Here is a 16,538-nt window from a genome sequence, read left to right as displayed (position 1 = left end):
GCCAAGGCGGGCTTTGTTTTCGACGAGCCGGAGTGGATTTCAGCAGCACGCACGGCATACGATTTCGTACGCCAGGCGATGACCATCCATGACCGCCTGGTGCACAGCTACCGACTCGGCAACGCCCGCCATACCGCCCTGCTCGACGACTACGCCAATATGGCGCGCGCTGCCATCGCGCTTCACGAGGCCGGCGCCGGCACCCGCACCCTCGATCACGCACGCGACTGGCTGGCAGTTCTCGACGCCCATTACTGGGATGTCGATGCCCACGGCTACTACACCACAGCCGATGATGCCCAGGCCCAGATCGCACGCACGAAATCAATTTTGGACGGTGCGCTGCCGGCCGGAAATGCCACTGCGCTCGAGGTGCTAGCACGTCTGCACCTGCTCACGGGTGAAGCCGCCTATCGCCAGCGAGCCGACCAATTGGTCGAGGCGTTTGCCGGCCAATTGGACAGCAATGTGTTGGCCGTTCCGAGCTATATAAACGCCGCGGAATGGCTTCAGACCGCCACCCAGGTGACCCTTGTTGGTGACAGAAAATGCGCGGAAATTCAGGATTTTCTTAGTGTTTTGAAGAGCCAACCCTCGGCTACACTGACACTGTCCGTAGTCAATAGCACGGCCGATTTACCAACCAATCATCCAGCAGCCGAAAAAGGCCAAGTGAACGGTCGCCCAACAGCTTATATCTGCCGTGGACAGACCTGCTCGCTACCCATCACCACGGCTAATGATCTTGTCGCCGCCATGGTATCACGCCGGGGATCCGTGCAAGCGGTTGGACACTAGATGGACAGTGCCATCATCGCGACTCCGGTGGGTCGGCTGCACCGGACGGAGAGCACCGCGACCCTGTCGAGTGTGTCTTGGTTCATAGCCAAACGATCGATCGGGCGGGGTGGTCGATTTTGCCCTCACTCGCCGAGCCACTCGGTCATCTCCGCGCCTATTTTGATCGCAGACTCAAAACCTTCTCCCTACCCCTTGCACCAACTGCGACACCGTTTCAAGGCCGCGTCCACGATACCATCCTGGCCAATCCCCACAACCAAACCGTGGGCTATAGCGAGCTAGCCCGAGCATTCGGTAGTCGCCCGAGGGCGGTTGTGGGAGGCTGTCACACCAGCCCGTTGCCCATTGTTATGCCCTGCCATCAGGTTGGCCGCGGCAAACGGCCTCGGTGGCTACAGCGCGAGCACCGGCGTGGCTACCAACCGGCATCTGTTGACGCACGAAGCGTCGAGTGTTTTAGAGTTCCCATACCCTCATGAAGAAGGATAGATCGCCATGACTAGCCATGCCATCCGCGCCCACGAGACGGGCAGCCCCGAGGTCTTTAAATGGGAAGAAGTCACGGTCGGCAATCCCGGACCGGGTGAAATCCGCATCGCGCACGAAGCGGTCGGGCTCAACTACATCGACATCTATCACCGCACCGGCCTCTATCCCGTCGGCGATCCACCTTTCATCGTCGGCCTCGAAGGCGCCGGCCGTATCGAGGCCGTCGGTGAAAGCGTTAGCGATGTCGCCGTCGGCGACCATGTCGCCTATGCCGCGCCGCCCATGGGTGCCTATGCCGAGGTGCGCCTGATGCCCGCCGACCGCGTCGTCAAGATTCCCAGCAGCATCAGCGACGAGACCGCCGCTGCGATGATGCTCAAAGGCATGACCGTCGAATACCTGCTGCGCCGCACCTACGAGGTAAAGCCCGGCGACACCATCCTCTTCCACGCCGCCGCCGGCGGTGTCGGTCTGATCGCCTGTCAATGGGCCAAGGCGCTCGGCGCCACGGTGATCGGCACGGTTGGATCGGACGAGAAGGCCGAACTCGCGCGCGCCCATGGCTGCGACCACCCCATCGTCTATACTCGCGAGGACTTCGTCAAACGCACCCGCGAGATCACCGACGGCGTCGGCGTGCCCGTGGTCTATGACTCGGTCGGCAAGGATACCTTTGAACAATCGCTCGACTGCTTGGCGCCGCGTGGCCTGATGGCGAGCTTCGGCCAGTCCTCCGGCAGTGTGGCTGAGTTCAACCCGGGCGTCCTTGCTGCCAAGGGTTCACTCTATCTCACGCGCCCATCGCTTATGGTCTATACCGCGAGCCGCGAGGATCTGGTCGCCTCCGCTAACGCGCTCTTTGACGTGGTCGCCAGCGGTAAGGTCAGGATCGAGATTCACACCCGGTATGCGCTGAAGGACGCGGCCCAGGCACATCGCGATCTCGCCGACCGCAAGACCACCGGTTCCACCGTGCTGCTGCCGTGAGCGCACTCGGTGAGCGTCTGCGCCGCCTCTTCGGCGCCGAGCCAGAGACTGCGGGCGCTACCAACCACGACGCAGCCGACAAACACCTCACCGCCGCCGCACTATTGGTCGAAACCGCGGTCATGGATGGCAGCTTCGACGAGGCCGAGCGCTGTACCGTGGCGACCCTGCTACACGAACGATTCGGTCTCGACGAGACCGCCGCCGCGGACCTCATTGCCGATGCCGAGGAGCGCACTGCCGCTTCCCACAGCGTCTTCAGCTTCACCAACTCCGCCAAGAACCATTTCAGCCATAACGACCGCGTCGAACTCATCGAGATGCTTTGGGAAGTGGCCTATGCCGACGGCGTTCTGCACGACTACGAAGAGAATCTATTGCGCCGGGTCGCCGGACTGATCTATGTCACTGACCGGGAACGTGGCGAGGCGCGCAAGCGCGTGCTCGCCCGGCTCGGGCTATAAGAAAGGAAGCAAGGCATGACCTACGTCGTCATCGAAGGTTGCATCAAGTGCAAGTACATGGACTGTGTCGAGGTATGTCCCGTCGACTGCTTCTACGAGGGCGAGAACATGCTCGTCATCCATCCCGACGAGTGCATCGATTGCGGCGTCTGCGAGCCAGAATGCCCCGCCGAGGCGATCCTGCCCGACAGCGAAGGCGAACTCGACATGTGGCTCAAGCTCAACCAGGAGTATGCCGAGCAGTGGCCTAATATAACGCGCAAGGGCGAGTCGCCGCCCGACGCCGAGAAGTGGAAGGACGTGTCCGGCAAGTACGACGCTCATTTCAGCCCCAATCCCGGCAATACCGAAGACTGACACCTCACCGCGACCCAACCTTGCGCGAGACGTATGTCAGACGCGCTGTATTTGTCGCCAAAAATGTGATAGATTTCGTGTTCTGGAGCAGCGGAGTCGTTGCTGCGGGTGGCGGCGGCGATTTTTGTTTCACAAGATACAAGGAAGCTCGGGGCACAGGCCCCGAATAGCGCGTCGGGCACGCCTGCTAAGGGGCGCCGGAAGAGTTGGTCGTGTGGCAACACAACGGATCAAAACACTGAAACAGCTGGGTTGAGGCAAGCAGACATGGCTAAACCGAATAAATTCAAGACCGGGGATTTAGTGGTCTATCCCTGTCACGGGCTGGGCGAGGTCACCAGCATCGAGACGCGTGAGTTTGGCGGCGTAGAGTTGCAGCTCTACGTGGTCTCCTTTGAGAAGGAGAAGATGATCCTCCGCGTCCCGCTCGGCAAAGCCTCGGCCAGCGGCATGCGCCGGGTCTCCACGCCCGACGAGATGGACAAGGCCATCACGGCGTTGCGCGGCCGGGCGCGGGTCAAACGCACCATGTGGAGCCGCCGTGCGCAGGAGTACGAGGCCAAGCTCAACTCCGGCAATCCTGTCTCCATCGCCGAGGTGGTACGCGACCTGCACCGGGGCGAGGATCAGCCCGACCAGTCCTACAGCGAGCGCCAGCTCTACGAGGCTGCGCTCGACCGCCTGTCGCGCGAGTTCGCGGCGGTCGAGAAGATCGACCAGACCGCGGCCACACGCCGTCTCGAAGATGTCCTCAAGATGGCGGCTTAACCCGGACGCTCTGGCGTGCCACACTGCCAACCGCGGTTGGCAACTCCGATAACGGCGGCGATGGGTGGCAGCAGCTAACACAGATAAGTTCGCGATCGTGAGCCATGCCCGCCGCATTTGGGCCGTGGGCGCCGTGCATGGCGAGCGAGCGCGCTTGGCGGCCCTGCACAACGCCATCGAGGTGCGCTTTCGACCGGGCGACCGGCTAGTCTATCTCGGCAACTATCTCGGCCGCGGGCCCGATATCGCCGGTACCCTCGACGAGCTACTGCTCTTTCGCCGCGCCCTGCTGGCGCGCCTCACCCTGTTCGACGGCGATATCGTGCACCTGCGCGGAGCGCAGGAGGAGATGTGGCAGAAGCTGTTGCAGATTCAGATTGCCCAGGATCCGGGGCAAGTGCTTGAATGGATGCTGGCGCAAGGCGTTGGGGCGACGCTTGCAGCCTACGGTATCGATGCCGATGTGGCCCGCATACGCTGCCGCGAAGGCCCGCTAGCGCTGGCCCGCTGGTCAGTCGAGCTGCGCGAGCGCATGCGCACCCATCCCGGCCACGAAGCCCTACTCGCCAGCCTGCGCCGCGCAGCCTACACCGCCGACCACACACTCCTCTTGGTCCATGCCGGCCTAGACCCCGCCCGCCCACTCTCGGCGCAAAGCGACACGCTGTGGTGGGGCGGCGGCGACTTTGATGCCATTAGCGAGACCTACGAGGGCTTCCGCCGTGTCGTGCGCGGCTACGATCCGGACCAGGCCGGCCCCACCGACAACGCGCTGACCATGACTATAGATACCGGCTGCGGTGCCGGTGGCCCCCTCACCGCCGTGTGCCTCGACGCCAGCGGCGAGGTCCAGGACGCTGCGGAGGCGTGAGGACACGCTCGTCGGATTTGCGGTCAGGGATTGACACGATTGACAACCCAGCGTTCAGCCGCTGATGGCCGGAGTAGAACAAAGAGACTGCCCGCCGAAGCGCCGGCCCGCCCACCGGGATGATGTCAGATGAAACGTGTCTCTGAATCCTCGATGGGGGTTAAGATCATCGGAAGAATGCCCAATCGCTGTCTGGCTGGCATCGTACGGGGTGATGGTGTCGCCGCCATAGGTGAAAAGCGCCGTCCCGCCAAACTCCCTCGCAGACCATCAACACCCGAAGCTATCACCCGACTGATCAGCGCTATCCTCTTAGGGCTGGATAACGAACGGGCGGTCTAGGCGGCGCAACACATGACCCTGAAAACCATCGCCGAGACCGGCCATGCTAGCCTCATCAGGCTACCGCCACAGACCGCTTGAGAAACCCAGCCCAACCTGGCCGGTGACTGCGATCCCCTCGCAGCTCCTACACCACTCCACGGGACACAATCCGGACATGCAGACCTGAGACCTCGTCAAAGGGCGTGCAGAACGCGAGTAGGACGAGTACCCGTGGGATTGTCTACAGGGCGGGGCTCGGGTTAACTGAAACTATGGCTGCGCCCGAGCTTTATCCTGACATCCAACCCTTCGCAACAGGCGAGGTGGCCCTCGATCCACCCCACGTCATGGTCTGGGAGCAAAGCGGTCGCACCGATGGCGTGCCCGTGTTGTTTCTGCACGGCGGTCCCGGCGCCGGCACCAATGCTAGCAATCGGCGCTTTTTCGATCCTACCTATTACCGCATCATCGTCTACGACCAGCGCGGCGCCGGGCGCTCGCGCCCCCTCGGCACCCTCAAAGACAACACGACCGGCCATCTTGTCGCAGATATTGAAGTTCTGCGGGAGCATCTTGGCATCGAGAACTGGCTGGTCTTCGGGGGCTCCTGGGGCGCCACCCTGGCGCTGGCCTACGCGCAGGCGCACCCGGATCGGTGCTTAGCCCTGATCCTACGTGGCATCTTCCTCTGCCGGTCCTGCGAGGTAGACTGGTTCATGCGCGGCATGGGAACCTTCTTTCCCGAGCACTGGCGGGCTTTCGCCGAGCACCTGCCGGCGGAAGAGCGTAGCGACCTGCTGTCATTCTATTACCGTCGCCTATGCGACCCCGACCCCACTGTGCACATGCCAGCGGCCCATGCCTGGAGCCGCTGGGAAGGCGCCTGCTCCACTTTCAAGTCCAATCCCGCCGTGCTTGCCGATTTTGGCCGCGACGAGGTAGCGCTCAGTCTGGCACGCATTGAGGCGCATTATTTCGTCAATGAAATCTTTCTGCGCCCGGGAGCGCTGGTCGACGGCATCACGCATATCCGCCACATCCCCGGTTTTATCGTGCAGGGCCGCTACGATATGGTATGCCCGATTCGCACGGCGCAGGATCTCGCCCGCGCCTGGCCCGAGGCCGAGCTTACCGTGGTGCCCGAGGCGGGACATTCGTCGTTGGAGCCCAGCATCCGTCAGGCGTTGGTGACAATCACCAATCGCCTACGCGACCGCAGTCTGGGAGGGGAACAGAGATGAGACCGATTCGATACGCCATGACCGCCCTCACCGCCATCCTGATTGCCGAGCCCACAGCCGCCGAAGACGGCTTCCGCGAGCCCGATTTCATCACCATCGGCGCCGGCGGCTTCGATATCAACGACAACATGACCGCCGGCCAGTTCGATATCCAGCTGCGTTTCAACACCAAACTGTGGATTTTCAGGCCCCATGCAGGGCTGTTCATAACCACAGACCAGGCTTTCTACGGCTGGGCCGGCATTCACGGCGATGTCTATTTCGGTCGCCGCTTTGTGCTCACGCCCAGCTTCTCGGTGGGCGGCTTCGAGGAGAGCGACGGCAAGGACCTCGGCGGACCACTAGAATTCCGCTCGGCACTCGAGTTCGCCTACCGCTTCGATGACGCCTCGCGCCTCGGCGTGCAGATCGGCCACCTTTCCAACGCCAGCATCTACGACTCCAACCCCGGCGAGGAATTCGCCATCCTCACCTACTCGATCCCGACCACGGTGTTCGATCGTTGAAAGGTTAGAGAACGCCTTTCAGAAGGCGGGAAATTTCGTGCCGGCTATCGATTCCGAGAATGATGCGAATCATTTTCGACTCTATTTGATATTATTAAAAATCAGATAGTTGCGGAAAACCACCGTGCGATATCGGTCATTGTATGGACGGCCGCCGAGAAGAAACGTCGGCAACTGATCGGTAGCGCGCTGCGACACCTCGATTTAGTTGAAGGTCGCGGTCGGATTGAGACTGTATCGCGCGCTCAACCAAGCGAAACATTCCTCAAATGGGATTTCCCGTCCAGCTTTTCCACTCCCGCGAGATACGCGTCTATCGCGGCACGTGCCACCATGTCATCGAAACGGGCAACACGCCGCGCCTGTTTCTCGCCAGGAAGCGCCTCCTAATGTCTTAAGTATGTCTTTCACAAGTTTTACCTTCGCCAGACCACCCAGCACAAGGCTAGCATCGTGATCATCAGCGCTATCAGGGCTCCGATGGTAGCGGCAATCAGGAACTCCTCGGCCCAGCCGAGCCAGATCAGGGGGGCGACCATAAACAGCGTGTCGTCGGCGTCGAAGCCGGCGATACCAGGCACGGCAGCGGTGTTGGCAGGCAGCCGCGCATCGATGATCTGGACGAGCCAGAAGATCAGGCAGACCGAGAAGCCGGCAGCGACGCCCATCAATATCGCCCAGTCGCCGAGCCCACCACCGCGCAGGCCGGCGCCAAGGCCGACGAAGAGCAGGCCGGTGGCAAGAAAGTCGCTGACCAGATCGAACTTGTGACCCCACGGCGTGGTCTTGCCCGTGAGACGCGCCAGCATGCCGTCGGCGCGGTCGCAAAACATAGAGCCGAGCCACAGCGCAGCGCCGATGTGGAACAGCCCGCCGGCCAGCGCTACGGCCGCCGCAAGGCCGGTCGCCAAGCGCAGCGCAGTAATCTGGTTTGGCGTCACGCGGGTGCGGGCAAGCGGTCGCACAGCAAGGCCGACGAAACGGTGGGCCCAAGTGTGGTGGCTCATGGCAGAGGGTCCAGGTACGGCAGAATCTCAGCACGGGCGCGTTCTAAGTCTGCGGCAGAATCAAGCTCGATCCAGGGTAGGTCGGTGATGTCCTCCCAGCCGAAGCTGCCTGGCGCATCGGCGAGCAGCAGATCGCGTAAGGCTTCGTCGTAATAGTCGTCGCGCCGACCGCTCTCGATATAGGCGATAGTCGAGCCGACCAACCGCTTTGCTGTCACCTCCGCCAGCTTGAAAAAGCCGACCGACTCGCCGCACCAATCGTGCGGCTGGTCGGGGGTCTTGCGAAAATCGACCAGATGACCCTCGCGGATGCAGAGCTTGACCGGCTCCTGGCCGGGCTCTATGTCACGGTCGAGCAGAAAACAGTCGGCATGACTGGAAGCAATCAGGCGTGTCAGCAGGCGCTGGTCGTAGAGCACGTCAGCATCCATCAACAGCACCGGCCCGCCCGCAGCAATGGCCTCGCGCGCAGCCCATTGGGTGAGGATGCTGCCCTCGCGGAAATCTGGATTGTGGAGACAGCGCACACGGTCCGTCCAACCCAGCGCCTGGACAGCTTCGTGAATCACATCGGCAGCGTAACCCGTACACAAAACCGTCTCTTGCACTCCGCAAGCGCTGAGCAGGCGCAGGTGCCGCTCAAGCAGGCTGTGACCGCCGAACTCGAGTAGGATTTTGGGCCCGTCATGCACCCCGGCGAGACGGCTACCGACGCCCGCGGCAAAGAGGATCGCCCGCATCACTCCGCCGTCCTGCGGCGCCACAAGCGGCGACCCTCGATGACTTGCCAAGCAATCAACCCGGGCACACCGCCGACCAACTCACGCACGCGTTTGACAAGCGCCACGGCGAGACCAATCTCCGGGCTCAGGCCGACAATCCCAGCCAACAGCATAAAGCTCCCTTCCTGCACGCCGATGCCGGCGGGGACCGGAAAGGCGGCACTACGCACGGCGCGCACCAGGCTGTGCAAGATAAAGGCCTGAACCAGACCGACGGGATGGCCGAGCACCCAGCAGGCCAGCCAGGTCTCGCCGACGCCAAGGCACCAGCCGAGCAGCTGTAGGCCGGCATTGCGCCACAATGCGCGCGGGCGGGCATGCACGGCACGCACCGCCGCATCTAGGGCCTCGGCCGAACCGACGAAAGCGAGCATACCGCCGCTACCGGTTTCCAGATGGCGGGCGAGAAAGCGGAATAGCCCCTTGCGCTGGACGACGATGAAGCCAGCCAGGCCGGAGGCCAGGAATGCCGTGCCACCGAGGACCGGCCAGATCATGCCTTCGGTCTCGAATAGCGCCAGTATCAGCGCCACACCGGCCAGGGTGAACAGTATCTGGGTCGCACCGCTGAGGGTCAGGTCGACGACCACCGAGGCGCCTGCCTCAGCCCCGCGCACGCCGGCTAGATGCAACATACGGGCGCCGACAACATCGCCGCCGATCTGCATCACGGGCAGTAGCTGGTTCACCGATTGGCGGATCCAACGCGCGCCCAACGTGCCCAAAAGGCTCGGTCGTTGCGATCCAGAAACGAGGCAGCGCCAGGCTGCAGCATCGGCGAGCAGCGGCACAGCATTGTAGGCGACCACGGCGAGTAAACTCCAGCCGGCCGCAAAAACCACCCCGAGCACGGCGCCCACGCCCTCGCGCACCACCAACGCGATGGCCAGCGCCAGGCCGGCAAGCCCGAGTACGGCCATGACCGTGCGCATCAGTGCCCCTGCGACAGCAGTGCCGGCAGCACGGTCAGCACAGCGGCCGTGGTCAGGCTAACACCGACCATCAGCAACAGGCCCATGCTGGCGGTTCCCAAATGGGGTGACAGCGCCAGGCTGCCAAAACCCGCCATGGTCGTCAGAGCGCTGAACACGACACCACGCGTGGTCGCCGTGCGAAGCACCGAGTGCTCTCCCTCGCGGCGGTGACGATGCAGAAGATGTATGGCACTGTCCACTCCGAGGCCCAGCAAGACCGGCAGCACGATGACGTTGGCGAAATTCAACGCCAGCCCCGTCACCGCCATTACCGCGCCGATGGCGGCTGCGGCGAGCACCAGCGGCGCTAGCACCACAGCGACATCGTGCAGACGCCAGCTCACCGCGTACAGCAATGCCGCGATCAAGACCAGGGCAGTGATCAACGCCTGCGCAAAAGCGCCGATCACCACGCGCCCTGCTTCGACGACGATAACCGGATCGTCGCTGACATCGGGATCGACGGTGCGTAGTGCGGTGACGAAGCGGGCCAGTGCCTGGGGATCCGTAGCGATATCCTCGGCCGGGTGAATATCGAGGCGCAAAGTGCCGGATGCGTCGCGATAGGGCGCCACTAGCGCAGCTGGCAGATCGTCAAGCCCGAATGGCGCGGCAGAAAGCGCCAGGTCGAGCGCCGCCAGTCTGCCCGGCAGTGCCCCCACCAACCCCGCCTCGACCGCAAATAACGCGTCGTCCGGCGCGTCCGCGAGCCGCGCCAGCGCCCCTGTTAGCGCTCGCGCCTCATCGCTGTCCATACCCGCGATTACCTCCGCCAGCGCGGCGGCTGCGGCGCGCTGCTCGGCCACTTCCGGCGGTTGCCAGTCGCGGACGAAGGGACCGGACGCCAGCACGAAGGCCATGTCGGCAATAATCTCTCCTTGCGCCTGCTGCTCAGCCGGTAGCAACGTCGCCAGCCAATCGACCTTCTCGACCTCGTCTAGCATCTCGAAGGCCGCCGCCCGCGCCACCGCCACGTCCCAATGCGCAGCCAGACTCGCCGCTTGCCAGAGGCTGCGCTCGCCGCTCGCCATCAGATCGCGCAAGGTGCTCACCGATTCCACCTGCGGGCTCTGGAGATTGAGTGGGTTGCCATCAAAGCGCAGCCAGGGCAGCGCCAACAGCGAGCCCACCAACAGTGCCGCCGCAGCAAGGCGCACGCGCCGGCCACTCTTAGGCAGGCGCAGCGGCGGCGGCACGACTTTGCCCGGCCACAAGGTCAGCAGCGCCGGCAGCACGGTAAGATTGGCCGCAAGCCCGATCAGCATGCCGCTACCGGCGATCACGCCAAGCTCAGCGACACCGCGATAGTCGGTAAAGATGAAGGCGTAAAAGCCGCAGGCCGTAGAGATAGCGCAAAGACCGAGAGAACCCGCTACGGCCAACGATCCCTGGCGCACGCTGCCACTTTCTGAGACACGCAAGCAGACGTGAATACTGAAATCAATAGCAAGCGAAACAAACAGCACGGCAAAGGCGATAGATATCAGATTAAGATGGCCTATCGTGAGCGCCGCAAACCCCGCCGTCCAGACCAACCCGACGATAAGCGTCAGCAGCGCCGCCGCCATCTGCCGCGGCGAACGCAGGGCCCACCAGAGAATAGCGAGCACCAGCAGCAACGACAAAAAGCAAGCTCGTGCCGCCCCGGCTTGCGCCGTTGCCAACTCGTCGTACTCGAGCGCCGGCCCGCCAGTCAGGCGTACCTGGACACCGTCGCCGACCCCTCCAGCGATGGTACGGGCAGCATCGAGCGCTTCGCCGAGAGGAAAAATCCCATCCGGATCACGTGCCAAGAGGCGCACCAGCACTAACGCCCGTCGGTCCGCCGCCGTCGCCTCGGCGCCGCTCATGATCTCCCACCAGGAGAGTTCGGCCGCCTCGCCGTCGAGACGCGCGTCGATGACCCGCGCCAAGCGCCCCAGCAGCCAGGCAACACGGTCCACATCGCCGCCTCCCGCAAGCGTCACCACGGCAAACAACCCGCGCAAGGACATATCGGCGCGCAGGCGCTGCAGCAGCGGCGCCGCCTCGGCCAGGCTGTCGTAGAGGTCGAGCAGATCCTCGCGCTCGGCATAGAGCAGACCATTCTTTTCCAGAAAGGGTCCGCCGTCGGCACGACGCATCTCGGCAAACAGCGCCTTCTCAGCGGCGAGGTCTACGATGATGCGGTCAGCGGCGGCTAAAGCCCGGTCAGGAGTATCGCCGTCTACGACCATGACCAGAACATCGCTCCGCGTGGGAAAGCGTGCCTTCATATTGCGCCAGACCTGTATGAAGCGAGCGTCCTCGGAAATCATATCGTCGGTCGCGGTATCAAACCCGAGTTCGAGCGTGGCCCGGAAGGCGAGCACGGTCACTAAGGCCGCACCGAGGAGCACGAGCCACGGAGCTTTTTGCACACCCCCCAATAGGGCAGCAACGAATTTTTCCCAGAGAGAGGGGCCGCTCACGCCTCGAGGTGGGCCTTCAGCCGCGCCGCCACTCCCGCCGGCGTTACGGACGGGCGTGGCAGCGGCGATGTCACGCCCGGGCGTACCGGCACATGCAGTAGTGTTGGGCCGTCGCCGCCAGCCAGCGCTCCGGCAATATCCGCCAAAGCGCCCGCGCGCAGCACACGGGCATAGCCACAGGCCGCAGCCGCGGCGGCCAAATCGGCACTAGCGCTAACCGTTGTCTGGCCCCCGGTCGATTCGTGCATGCCGTTGTCGATCACCACATGCACCAGGTTCTTCGGCGCCACCGCACCGACCGTCGCCAGAACACCAAGACGCATGAGCAGCGCGCCGTCGCCGTCAATGGCGATCACTCTGTGCTCCGGCCGTGCCAGGGCGAGGCCAAGGCCAAGACTGGCAATGCAGCCCATGGAGCCGACCATGTAAAGCTGGTCCGCCTCGTCACCGATGGCGCAGAGCTCCCGCCCTGTGAAGCCCGTTGTCGCCAGCAGTACGTCCCGCGCACCGGCGGCCTCACGCAGAGCGCAGAGCGCAGAGCGGCGGTCGAGGCTCGGTTCGCCAATTGCCGGCGGCACCGTCGCGCCGGTGCGAGGCGACATGGTTTGTGCGACCAGCGCGCTTGCCGCCACGCTACATTTCGACATAACCAGCGCAAAGGGCCGGCCACTTTCCACCATGTGCCTCTGCACTACATCAAGCGTCGGCTCGACCGCCTCGTCCTCGGAAGGGAACCGCTGCCACGGAATATCCATGGCCTCGAGCAGGCGCGGCGTAATGCGCCCCATTAGCTCGTGCTGGGGCTCGTCCGCCGCCCCACCTGGCTCGCCGCGCCAGGTGACGATAATCAGAACCGGCAGACGGAAAGTCCAGGTCAGCGAGGTCAGCGGGCTCACCGCATTGCCGAGCCCGGAGTTTTGGAACATGGCCACGGCACCACGACCGCCGAGCGTTGCACCCGCGGCGATCGCCACCGCATCGCCCTCGTTGGCGGCACCAACATAGCTCAGCGTGGGACTGCTGATGGCTGTGTTGGTAAAGGGCATGAGATAGGAACACGGCACACCGCTGTAGAGATCGAAGCCGCGGGCATGCGCAGCATCGAGAAAGGTGTCGGCAACAATCAAACGAAGCTCCCAGCGAGCACCAGGTCCTCCACGTGATTGACGTCGAGCCAATGCCCGGTGGTGTAGACCACGCAGATGCTGTTGCCTTCAGCAACCAGACGGTTGAAGAGCTGGTTCATATGGGCCTTCGCCAAGCCTTGCCCATCTTCCGCCTGCCAGGCTAATAGCATCTCGGCCAGGTGCCTAGCGCCCGACGCACTAAAGCGCACGAGACCCATCCATTCGCCGTCAATACGCCCACCAAGCTCGCATCCCATGGCCTGCAACGTCACCTTGTCGATGGTGGCGCTGCGGCCATAGGGACGCGAGCCAGTAACGAAATCAGGACGCCGGCCGTGGCCGCGGTTGCGGCTTTCCTGCCAGGCAGTATCGACGGCGATCGCCGCCAAGGTGTCATCGTCGGCGGCGGCGAGGGCGTCGGCCAGCATATCAAGCAGGTGGCGGCGGAACAGCACGTCACCGTAGGAGACAACGAGCGGCCCACCGTCGGCGTCCGCCGCCATGGCGCAGGCCAGAGAGGCAACCTCAGCGGTCTCGGCAAAGGCGTCGTTGTCGACCAAGGCGAGGCCGGGCAGGGCAACACGGTCCTTGCCATAGCCCCGCACCACGGTGATGTCGGAAATGCCGGTGCTGCGATAAGTCGCGACGATATGCGCAAGCAAGGGCTTGCCGGCGACGTCGAGCATCGCTTTCGGAAGCTCAGCAGTGAGTTCACCGAGTTCCTGGCCGCGCGCCGCCGCGAGCACCACGGCGCGGCTATCGCCATGGGGCAGATAGAGCCGCTCCGCCTCCTCCAACTCGGCCGCACCTTGCAGGCGAAAGACCTCCGAGACCGGTGCCACGGCGTTCTCGATGCTGAGCAGACTCTGGTCGGCATAGAGTGTCGCCGTGGTCTGCTGCATGGCCGCGACCGAGGCGCGCACCAGATGGTTAGCCCAGATCACCAGCGAGGCGCGGTGCTCGCGAAAGACCTCTGTGGGCGTCGTGTAGTACTTGGTCGGCACCAGCACCACCGGGCAGCAGCCATTCCAGGCATCAAGGAAAGCCACCACCTCGTCGGCGGTCGAACTCGCTGAATGGATGAGGATCGCGTCAGCCCCGGCGGCGTGGTAGGCGCCAGCACGGCGCAGCGCTTCGTCGAGCCCCCGGCCGGCGATCAGTGCCTCGACGCGGGCGACGATGGAGAAGTCGGGATTCGACTGCGCCGCCTTGCCGGCGCGGATCTTGCCACAGAACTCATCGACGTCAGCCAGCACCTGGGCCTCGCCATGGAGAAAGCTGTTGGTCTTGGGGAACAGCTTGTCCTCGATGCAGACAGCGGCGATGCCGCGGCTCTCCAGCTTCTGCACCAGGCGCCGCATGTTGTTGAAATTGCCGTAGCCGGTGTCACCGTCGAGCATGATGGGAACGCGCGTCGCATCGGCCATGAACTCGACCACTTCGAGCACTTGGGTCCAGCTCGCCTCATTGTTGTCGCGCACGCCAAGCGAGGCCGAGATCGACAGCCCAGAAGCCCAGAGACCAAGAAAGCCCGCATCCTCAGCAATACGCGCCGAGAGCCCATTATGGGCTTCGCAGAGGAATTGCAAATCGGGGGATGTGAGCAGGCGTCGGAACGCCGCCGCCTTGTCCGGCGGAGGTGTCGCTGAAAACCTTGCCGCCGCGTCCGTCATGGCCATGTCATACAGGAGGTAGCGATTGCACTCAATCCTTGTGCCAACCCCCGATGATAGGGGCCACCCCTACCTTGGGCTCAGCCTTGCGCAAGCCTTCCATGAAATGGTTGAGCAGGCCTTCTTGATATCGGCCAACCCCCCATCGCCTCAGGAATGAGGCGCTGTGTCTCCAGTATTGCCTCGTCGTCGTCCTGCATGAGACGTGAGTAGCCGACCACATCTATGCTCATAAATGCGGCTCCCTCAGCGGGCATTGCTAGAGACCTCGCGGCGCAGCGGCGTACGATCCGGTCCGGGTGGACCGTGGCGCTATCACATGCGATAGCGGCCCAACTCATTAGTCGCTTCAGTGGCACCGTCATTGGTGTTTTGCAGGTGCACGATATAGGTGCAGATTTGTTCGATCTCGGACACCGTCAAGCGATCACGCCAAGCCTTCATGGGCTTATTCTTCACGCCATTCAGAATAACGTCGAAGATGTCGTCGTAGCCGTTACCGTAATAGGTCGCTTCATCCCTCAGATTGGGTCCGGCGGCACCGCGGGCGGCGATACCGTGGCAGGATGAACAGTGGGTCGCGAACAAGGCTGCGCCAGCTGCTATATCGGCATCATCCGCCTCGGCGGGCAGGGCGAAAGCAAGGGCGATGAGCAGAGAAAGTCCGGAACGCATTATCGTGATCCAGGCAAGGCATGACGGCGACAGGGACAAGCTTTATTAGGTATGCTGGCGACTCGTCACTAACATGGGGTCTTGCGATTAACATGGGACTTTATGCTGACCGATGCCACGGCTGCCTTCTGTGGCGCCATCCCGAAAGCCTATAGCGCCTATCCTTGGCCCATACTGCTCGAGTCTCATGTGGCCTATGCGCAACTTAAGATTGGCGAGCGCCCAGGTCTGACCTTCGGTCAGGTGGGCGGCAGCGTGCACACGTCCGACTTGGGCAGTAAAACGAACACCCTAGATTAGCGGTACGGAAGCAGCACAACTCCATCCTCGCCCTCATCACCCTGCACTAAAATTCTGTCCAGAGGGCCCGTAGCTTAGTCTGATAGAATACAGGATTCCTAATAACTTTCTCTATCTCAACACATTGACAAATAAACGTTATTCCATTCATTTTTCTAAAGTAAACGATTAGTGAACAGTGATTCTCACGATTCTCCTTTCGGATCCGAAATGAGATCGGTGCCCCGAGACACGCAGTACCCTTTCCAAAGCCCTCACGTCGTATATGTTCGACCGTGGATGTAATGGTCCCGTAGCTCAGCCGGATAGAGCGACTGATTCCTAATCAGTAGGTCACAGGTTCGAGTCCTGTCGGGATCACCATCCGAAACCTGACTCAGACGTCGCTACACAATCGATCAGGTCATTGTAGTGGATACCGACATCCGGTTACCGACAATCGACTCTGCGACCGTTTAAGTCGATCCTAGTCGTGTTTCGGATCCGAAATGAGATTTGGATACATGGACCCGTCGGATCGTAGGTAGTCAGTGACTAATATCACTCCGGGAGGCATAACGTGATGACCCGACTGATCTTTTTAACCGCTCTATTGATTGTCGTGATCCCATCACTCGCACTAGCCGAGAGTATGGATGATCTCGTTAAAAATAACTCGGACGGTCTGAGGTGGTCCCAGAAAATCGGACAGGTTGCTAAGGTGTATTCCGCCGGATAACGGAGGAATACGAGATGACAAAAC

At 62.6% G+C, this 16,538-nt stretch carries 16 protein-coding genes and 1 tRNA gene (1 of these 17 running past the window's edge); 10 read left to right on the top strand and 7 right to left on the bottom strand.

Features of this window, described 5'->3' with window-relative positions; translation table 11 throughout:
- From QF629_04675 to QF629_04640, 8 genes are all read left to right on the top strand, one after another.
- On the top strand, nt 1-798 hold the 3' portion of the coding sequence (locus QF629_04675) for a thioredoxin domain-containing protein (protein MDP6012827.1). 1,332 nt of this gene lie to the left of the window's left edge; the window shows 798 of its 2,130 coding nt (coding positions 1,333-2,130); the start codon falls outside the window, past its left edge; it ends in the stop codon at nt 796-798.
- Between the two features lie 498 nt (nt 799-1,296).
- Nucleotides 1,297-2,277, top strand: coding sequence for a quinone oxidoreductase (locus QF629_04670; protein ID MDP6012826.1), 981 nt, complete (start codon nt 1,297-1,299; stop codon nt 2,275-2,277).
- Complete coding sequence (locus QF629_04665; GenBank protein ID MDP6012825.1) at nt 2,274-2,741, top strand: TerB family tellurite resistance protein; 468 nt, start codon at nt 2,274-2,276, stop codon at nt 2,739-2,741. The genes QF629_04670 and QF629_04665 overlap by 4 nt, the downstream gene beginning before the upstream one ends.
- 15 nt (nt 2,742-2,756) lie before the next feature.
- Nucleotides 2,757-3,098 (top strand): ferredoxin family protein, encoded by a 342-nt coding sequence (locus tag QF629_04660; GenBank protein ID MDP6012824.1) that lies wholly within the window; start codon nt 2,757-2,759, stop codon nt 3,096-3,098.
- Between the two features lie 267 nt (nt 3,099-3,365).
- Nucleotides 3,366-3,866: a CarD family transcriptional regulator gene (locus QF629_04655; GenBank protein ID MDP6012823.1), complete on the top strand. Its 501-nt coding sequence runs from the start codon at nt 3,366-3,368 to the stop codon at nt 3,864-3,866.
- A gap of 64 nt (nt 3,867-3,930) precedes the next feature.
- Nucleotides 3,931-4,737, top strand: a complete 807-nt coding sequence (locus QF629_04650) for a hypothetical protein (protein MDP6012822.1) — start codon at nt 3,931-3,933, stop codon at nt 4,735-4,737.
- Nucleotides 4,738-5,333: 596 nt separating this feature from the next.
- Nucleotides 5,334-6,302: a prolyl aminopeptidase gene (pip, locus tag QF629_04645; protein MDP6012821.1), complete on the top strand. Its 969-nt coding sequence runs from the start codon at nt 5,334-5,336 to the stop codon at nt 6,300-6,302.
- Entirely contained in the window at nt 6,299-6,808 is a 510-nt protein-coding gene (locus QF629_04640) for an acyloxyacyl hydrolase (GenBank protein MDP6012820.1), read from the top strand. The genes pip and QF629_04640 overlap by 4 nt, the downstream gene beginning before the upstream one ends.
- A 416-nt stretch (nt 6,809-7,224) precedes the next feature.
- Here the strand turns inward: QF629_04640 and QF629_04635 are convergent, their stop codons facing one another.
- From QF629_04635 to QF629_04605, 7 genes are all read right to left on the bottom strand, one after another.
- Nucleotides 7,225-7,815: a CDP-alcohol phosphatidyltransferase family protein gene (locus QF629_04635; GenBank protein MDP6012819.1), complete on the bottom strand. Its 591-nt coding sequence runs from the start codon at nt 7,813-7,815 to the stop codon at nt 7,225-7,227.
- On the bottom strand, nt 7,812-8,555 hold the full coding sequence (locus tag QF629_04630; protein MDP6012818.1) for a phosphocholine cytidylyltransferase family protein: 744 nt from the start codon (nt 8,553-8,555) through the stop codon (nt 7,812-7,814). Before QF629_04630 ends, QF629_04635 begins: the two co-directional genes overlap by 4 nt.
- Nucleotides 8,555-9,529 carry a lysylphosphatidylglycerol synthase domain-containing protein gene (locus QF629_04625; GenBank protein ID MDP6012817.1) on the bottom strand — a complete coding sequence of 325 codons (975 nt, stop codon included), beginning with the start codon at nt 9,527-9,529 and terminating at the stop codon, nt 8,555-8,557. The genes QF629_04630 and QF629_04625 overlap by 1 nt, the downstream gene beginning before the upstream one ends.
- Complete coding sequence (locus QF629_04620) at nt 9,529-12,021, bottom strand: MMPL family transporter (protein ID MDP6012816.1); 2,493 nt, start codon at nt 12,019-12,021, stop codon at nt 9,529-9,531. The genes QF629_04625 and QF629_04620 overlap by 1 nt, the downstream gene beginning before the upstream one ends.
- Entirely contained in the window at nt 12,018-13,148 is a 1,131-nt protein-coding gene (aepY, locus tag QF629_04615; protein MDP6012815.1) for a phosphonopyruvate decarboxylase, read from the bottom strand. The genes QF629_04620 and aepY overlap by 4 nt, the downstream gene beginning before the upstream one ends.
- Nucleotides 13,145-14,821, bottom strand: a complete 1,677-nt coding sequence (gene aepX / locus QF629_04610) for a phosphoenolpyruvate mutase (protein ID MDP6012814.1) — start codon at nt 14,819-14,821, stop codon at nt 13,145-13,147. Before aepX ends, aepY begins: the two co-directional genes overlap by 4 nt.
- Nucleotides 14,822-15,136: 315 nt before the next feature.
- On the bottom strand, nt 15,137-15,496 hold the full coding sequence (locus QF629_04605; GenBank protein MDP6012813.1) for a cytochrome c: 360 nt from the start codon (nt 15,494-15,496) through the stop codon (nt 15,137-15,139).
- A gap of 102 nt (nt 15,497-15,598) precedes the next feature.
- On the opposite strand from QF629_04605, the gene QF629_04600 reads away from it, so the two are divergent.
- Entirely contained in the window at nt 15,599-15,796 is a 198-nt protein-coding gene (locus QF629_04600) for a hypothetical protein (GenBank protein ID MDP6012812.1), read from the top strand.
- A gap of 286 nt (nt 15,797-16,082) precedes the next feature.
- Nucleotides 16,083-16,159, top strand: a tRNA-Arg gene (locus QF629_04595).
- Nucleotides 16,160-16,538: the final 379 nt, after the last annotated feature.

It is taken from the genome of Alphaproteobacteria bacterium, from assembly GCA_030739735.1.
Lineage (GTDB): Bacteria > Pseudomonadota > Alphaproteobacteria > UBA7887 > UBA7887 > UBA7887.
The sequence above is the reverse complement of the archived record's forward strand: the minus strand, read 5'-3'. Positions and strand labels throughout refer to the sequence as shown.

What these genes read in the sequence shown, in the direction of transcription:
- QF629_04670 (MDP6012826.1), top strand. Translation starts at nt 1,297, where the DNA reads ATGACTAGCCATGCCATCCGCGCCCACGAGACGGGCAGCCCCGAGGTC.
- QF629_04660 (MDP6012824.1), top strand. Translation starts at nt 2,757, where the DNA reads ATGACCTACGTCGTCATCGAAGGTTGCATCAAGTGCAAGTACATGGAC.
- QF629_04655 (MDP6012823.1), top strand. Translation starts at nt 3,366, where the DNA reads ATGGCTAAACCGAATAAATTCAAGACCGGGGATTTAGTGGTCTATCCC.
- pip (MDP6012821.1), top strand. Translation starts at nt 5,334, where the DNA reads ATGGCTGCGCCCGAGCTTTATCCTGACATCCAACCCTTCGCAACAGGC.
- QF629_04640 (MDP6012820.1), top strand. Translation starts at nt 6,299, where the DNA reads ATGAGACCGATTCGATACGCCATGACCGCCCTCACCGCCATCCTGATT.
- QF629_04635 (MDP6012819.1), bottom strand. Translation starts at nt 7,815, where the DNA reads ATGAGCCACCACACTTGGGCCCACCGTTTCGTCGGCCTTGCTGTGCGA.
- QF629_04630 (MDP6012818.1), bottom strand. Translation starts at nt 8,555, where the DNA reads ATGCGGGCGATCCTCTTTGCCGCGGGCGTCGGTAGCCGTCTCGCCGGG.
- QF629_04625 (MDP6012817.1), bottom strand. Translation starts at nt 9,529, where the DNA reads ATGCGCACGGTCATGGCCGTACTCGGGCTTGCCGGCCTGGCGCTGGCC.
- aepX (MDP6012814.1), bottom strand. Translation starts at nt 14,821, where the DNA reads ATGACGGACGCGGCGGCAAGGTTTTCAGCGACACCTCCGCCGGACAAG.
- QF629_04605 (MDP6012813.1), bottom strand. Translation starts at nt 15,496, where the DNA reads ATGCGTTCCGGACTTTCTCTGCTCATCGCCCTTGCTTTCGCCCTGCCC.
- QF629_04600 (MDP6012812.1), top strand. Translation starts at nt 15,599, where the DNA reads ATGCTGACCGATGCCACGGCTGCCTTCTGTGGCGCCATCCCGAAAGCC.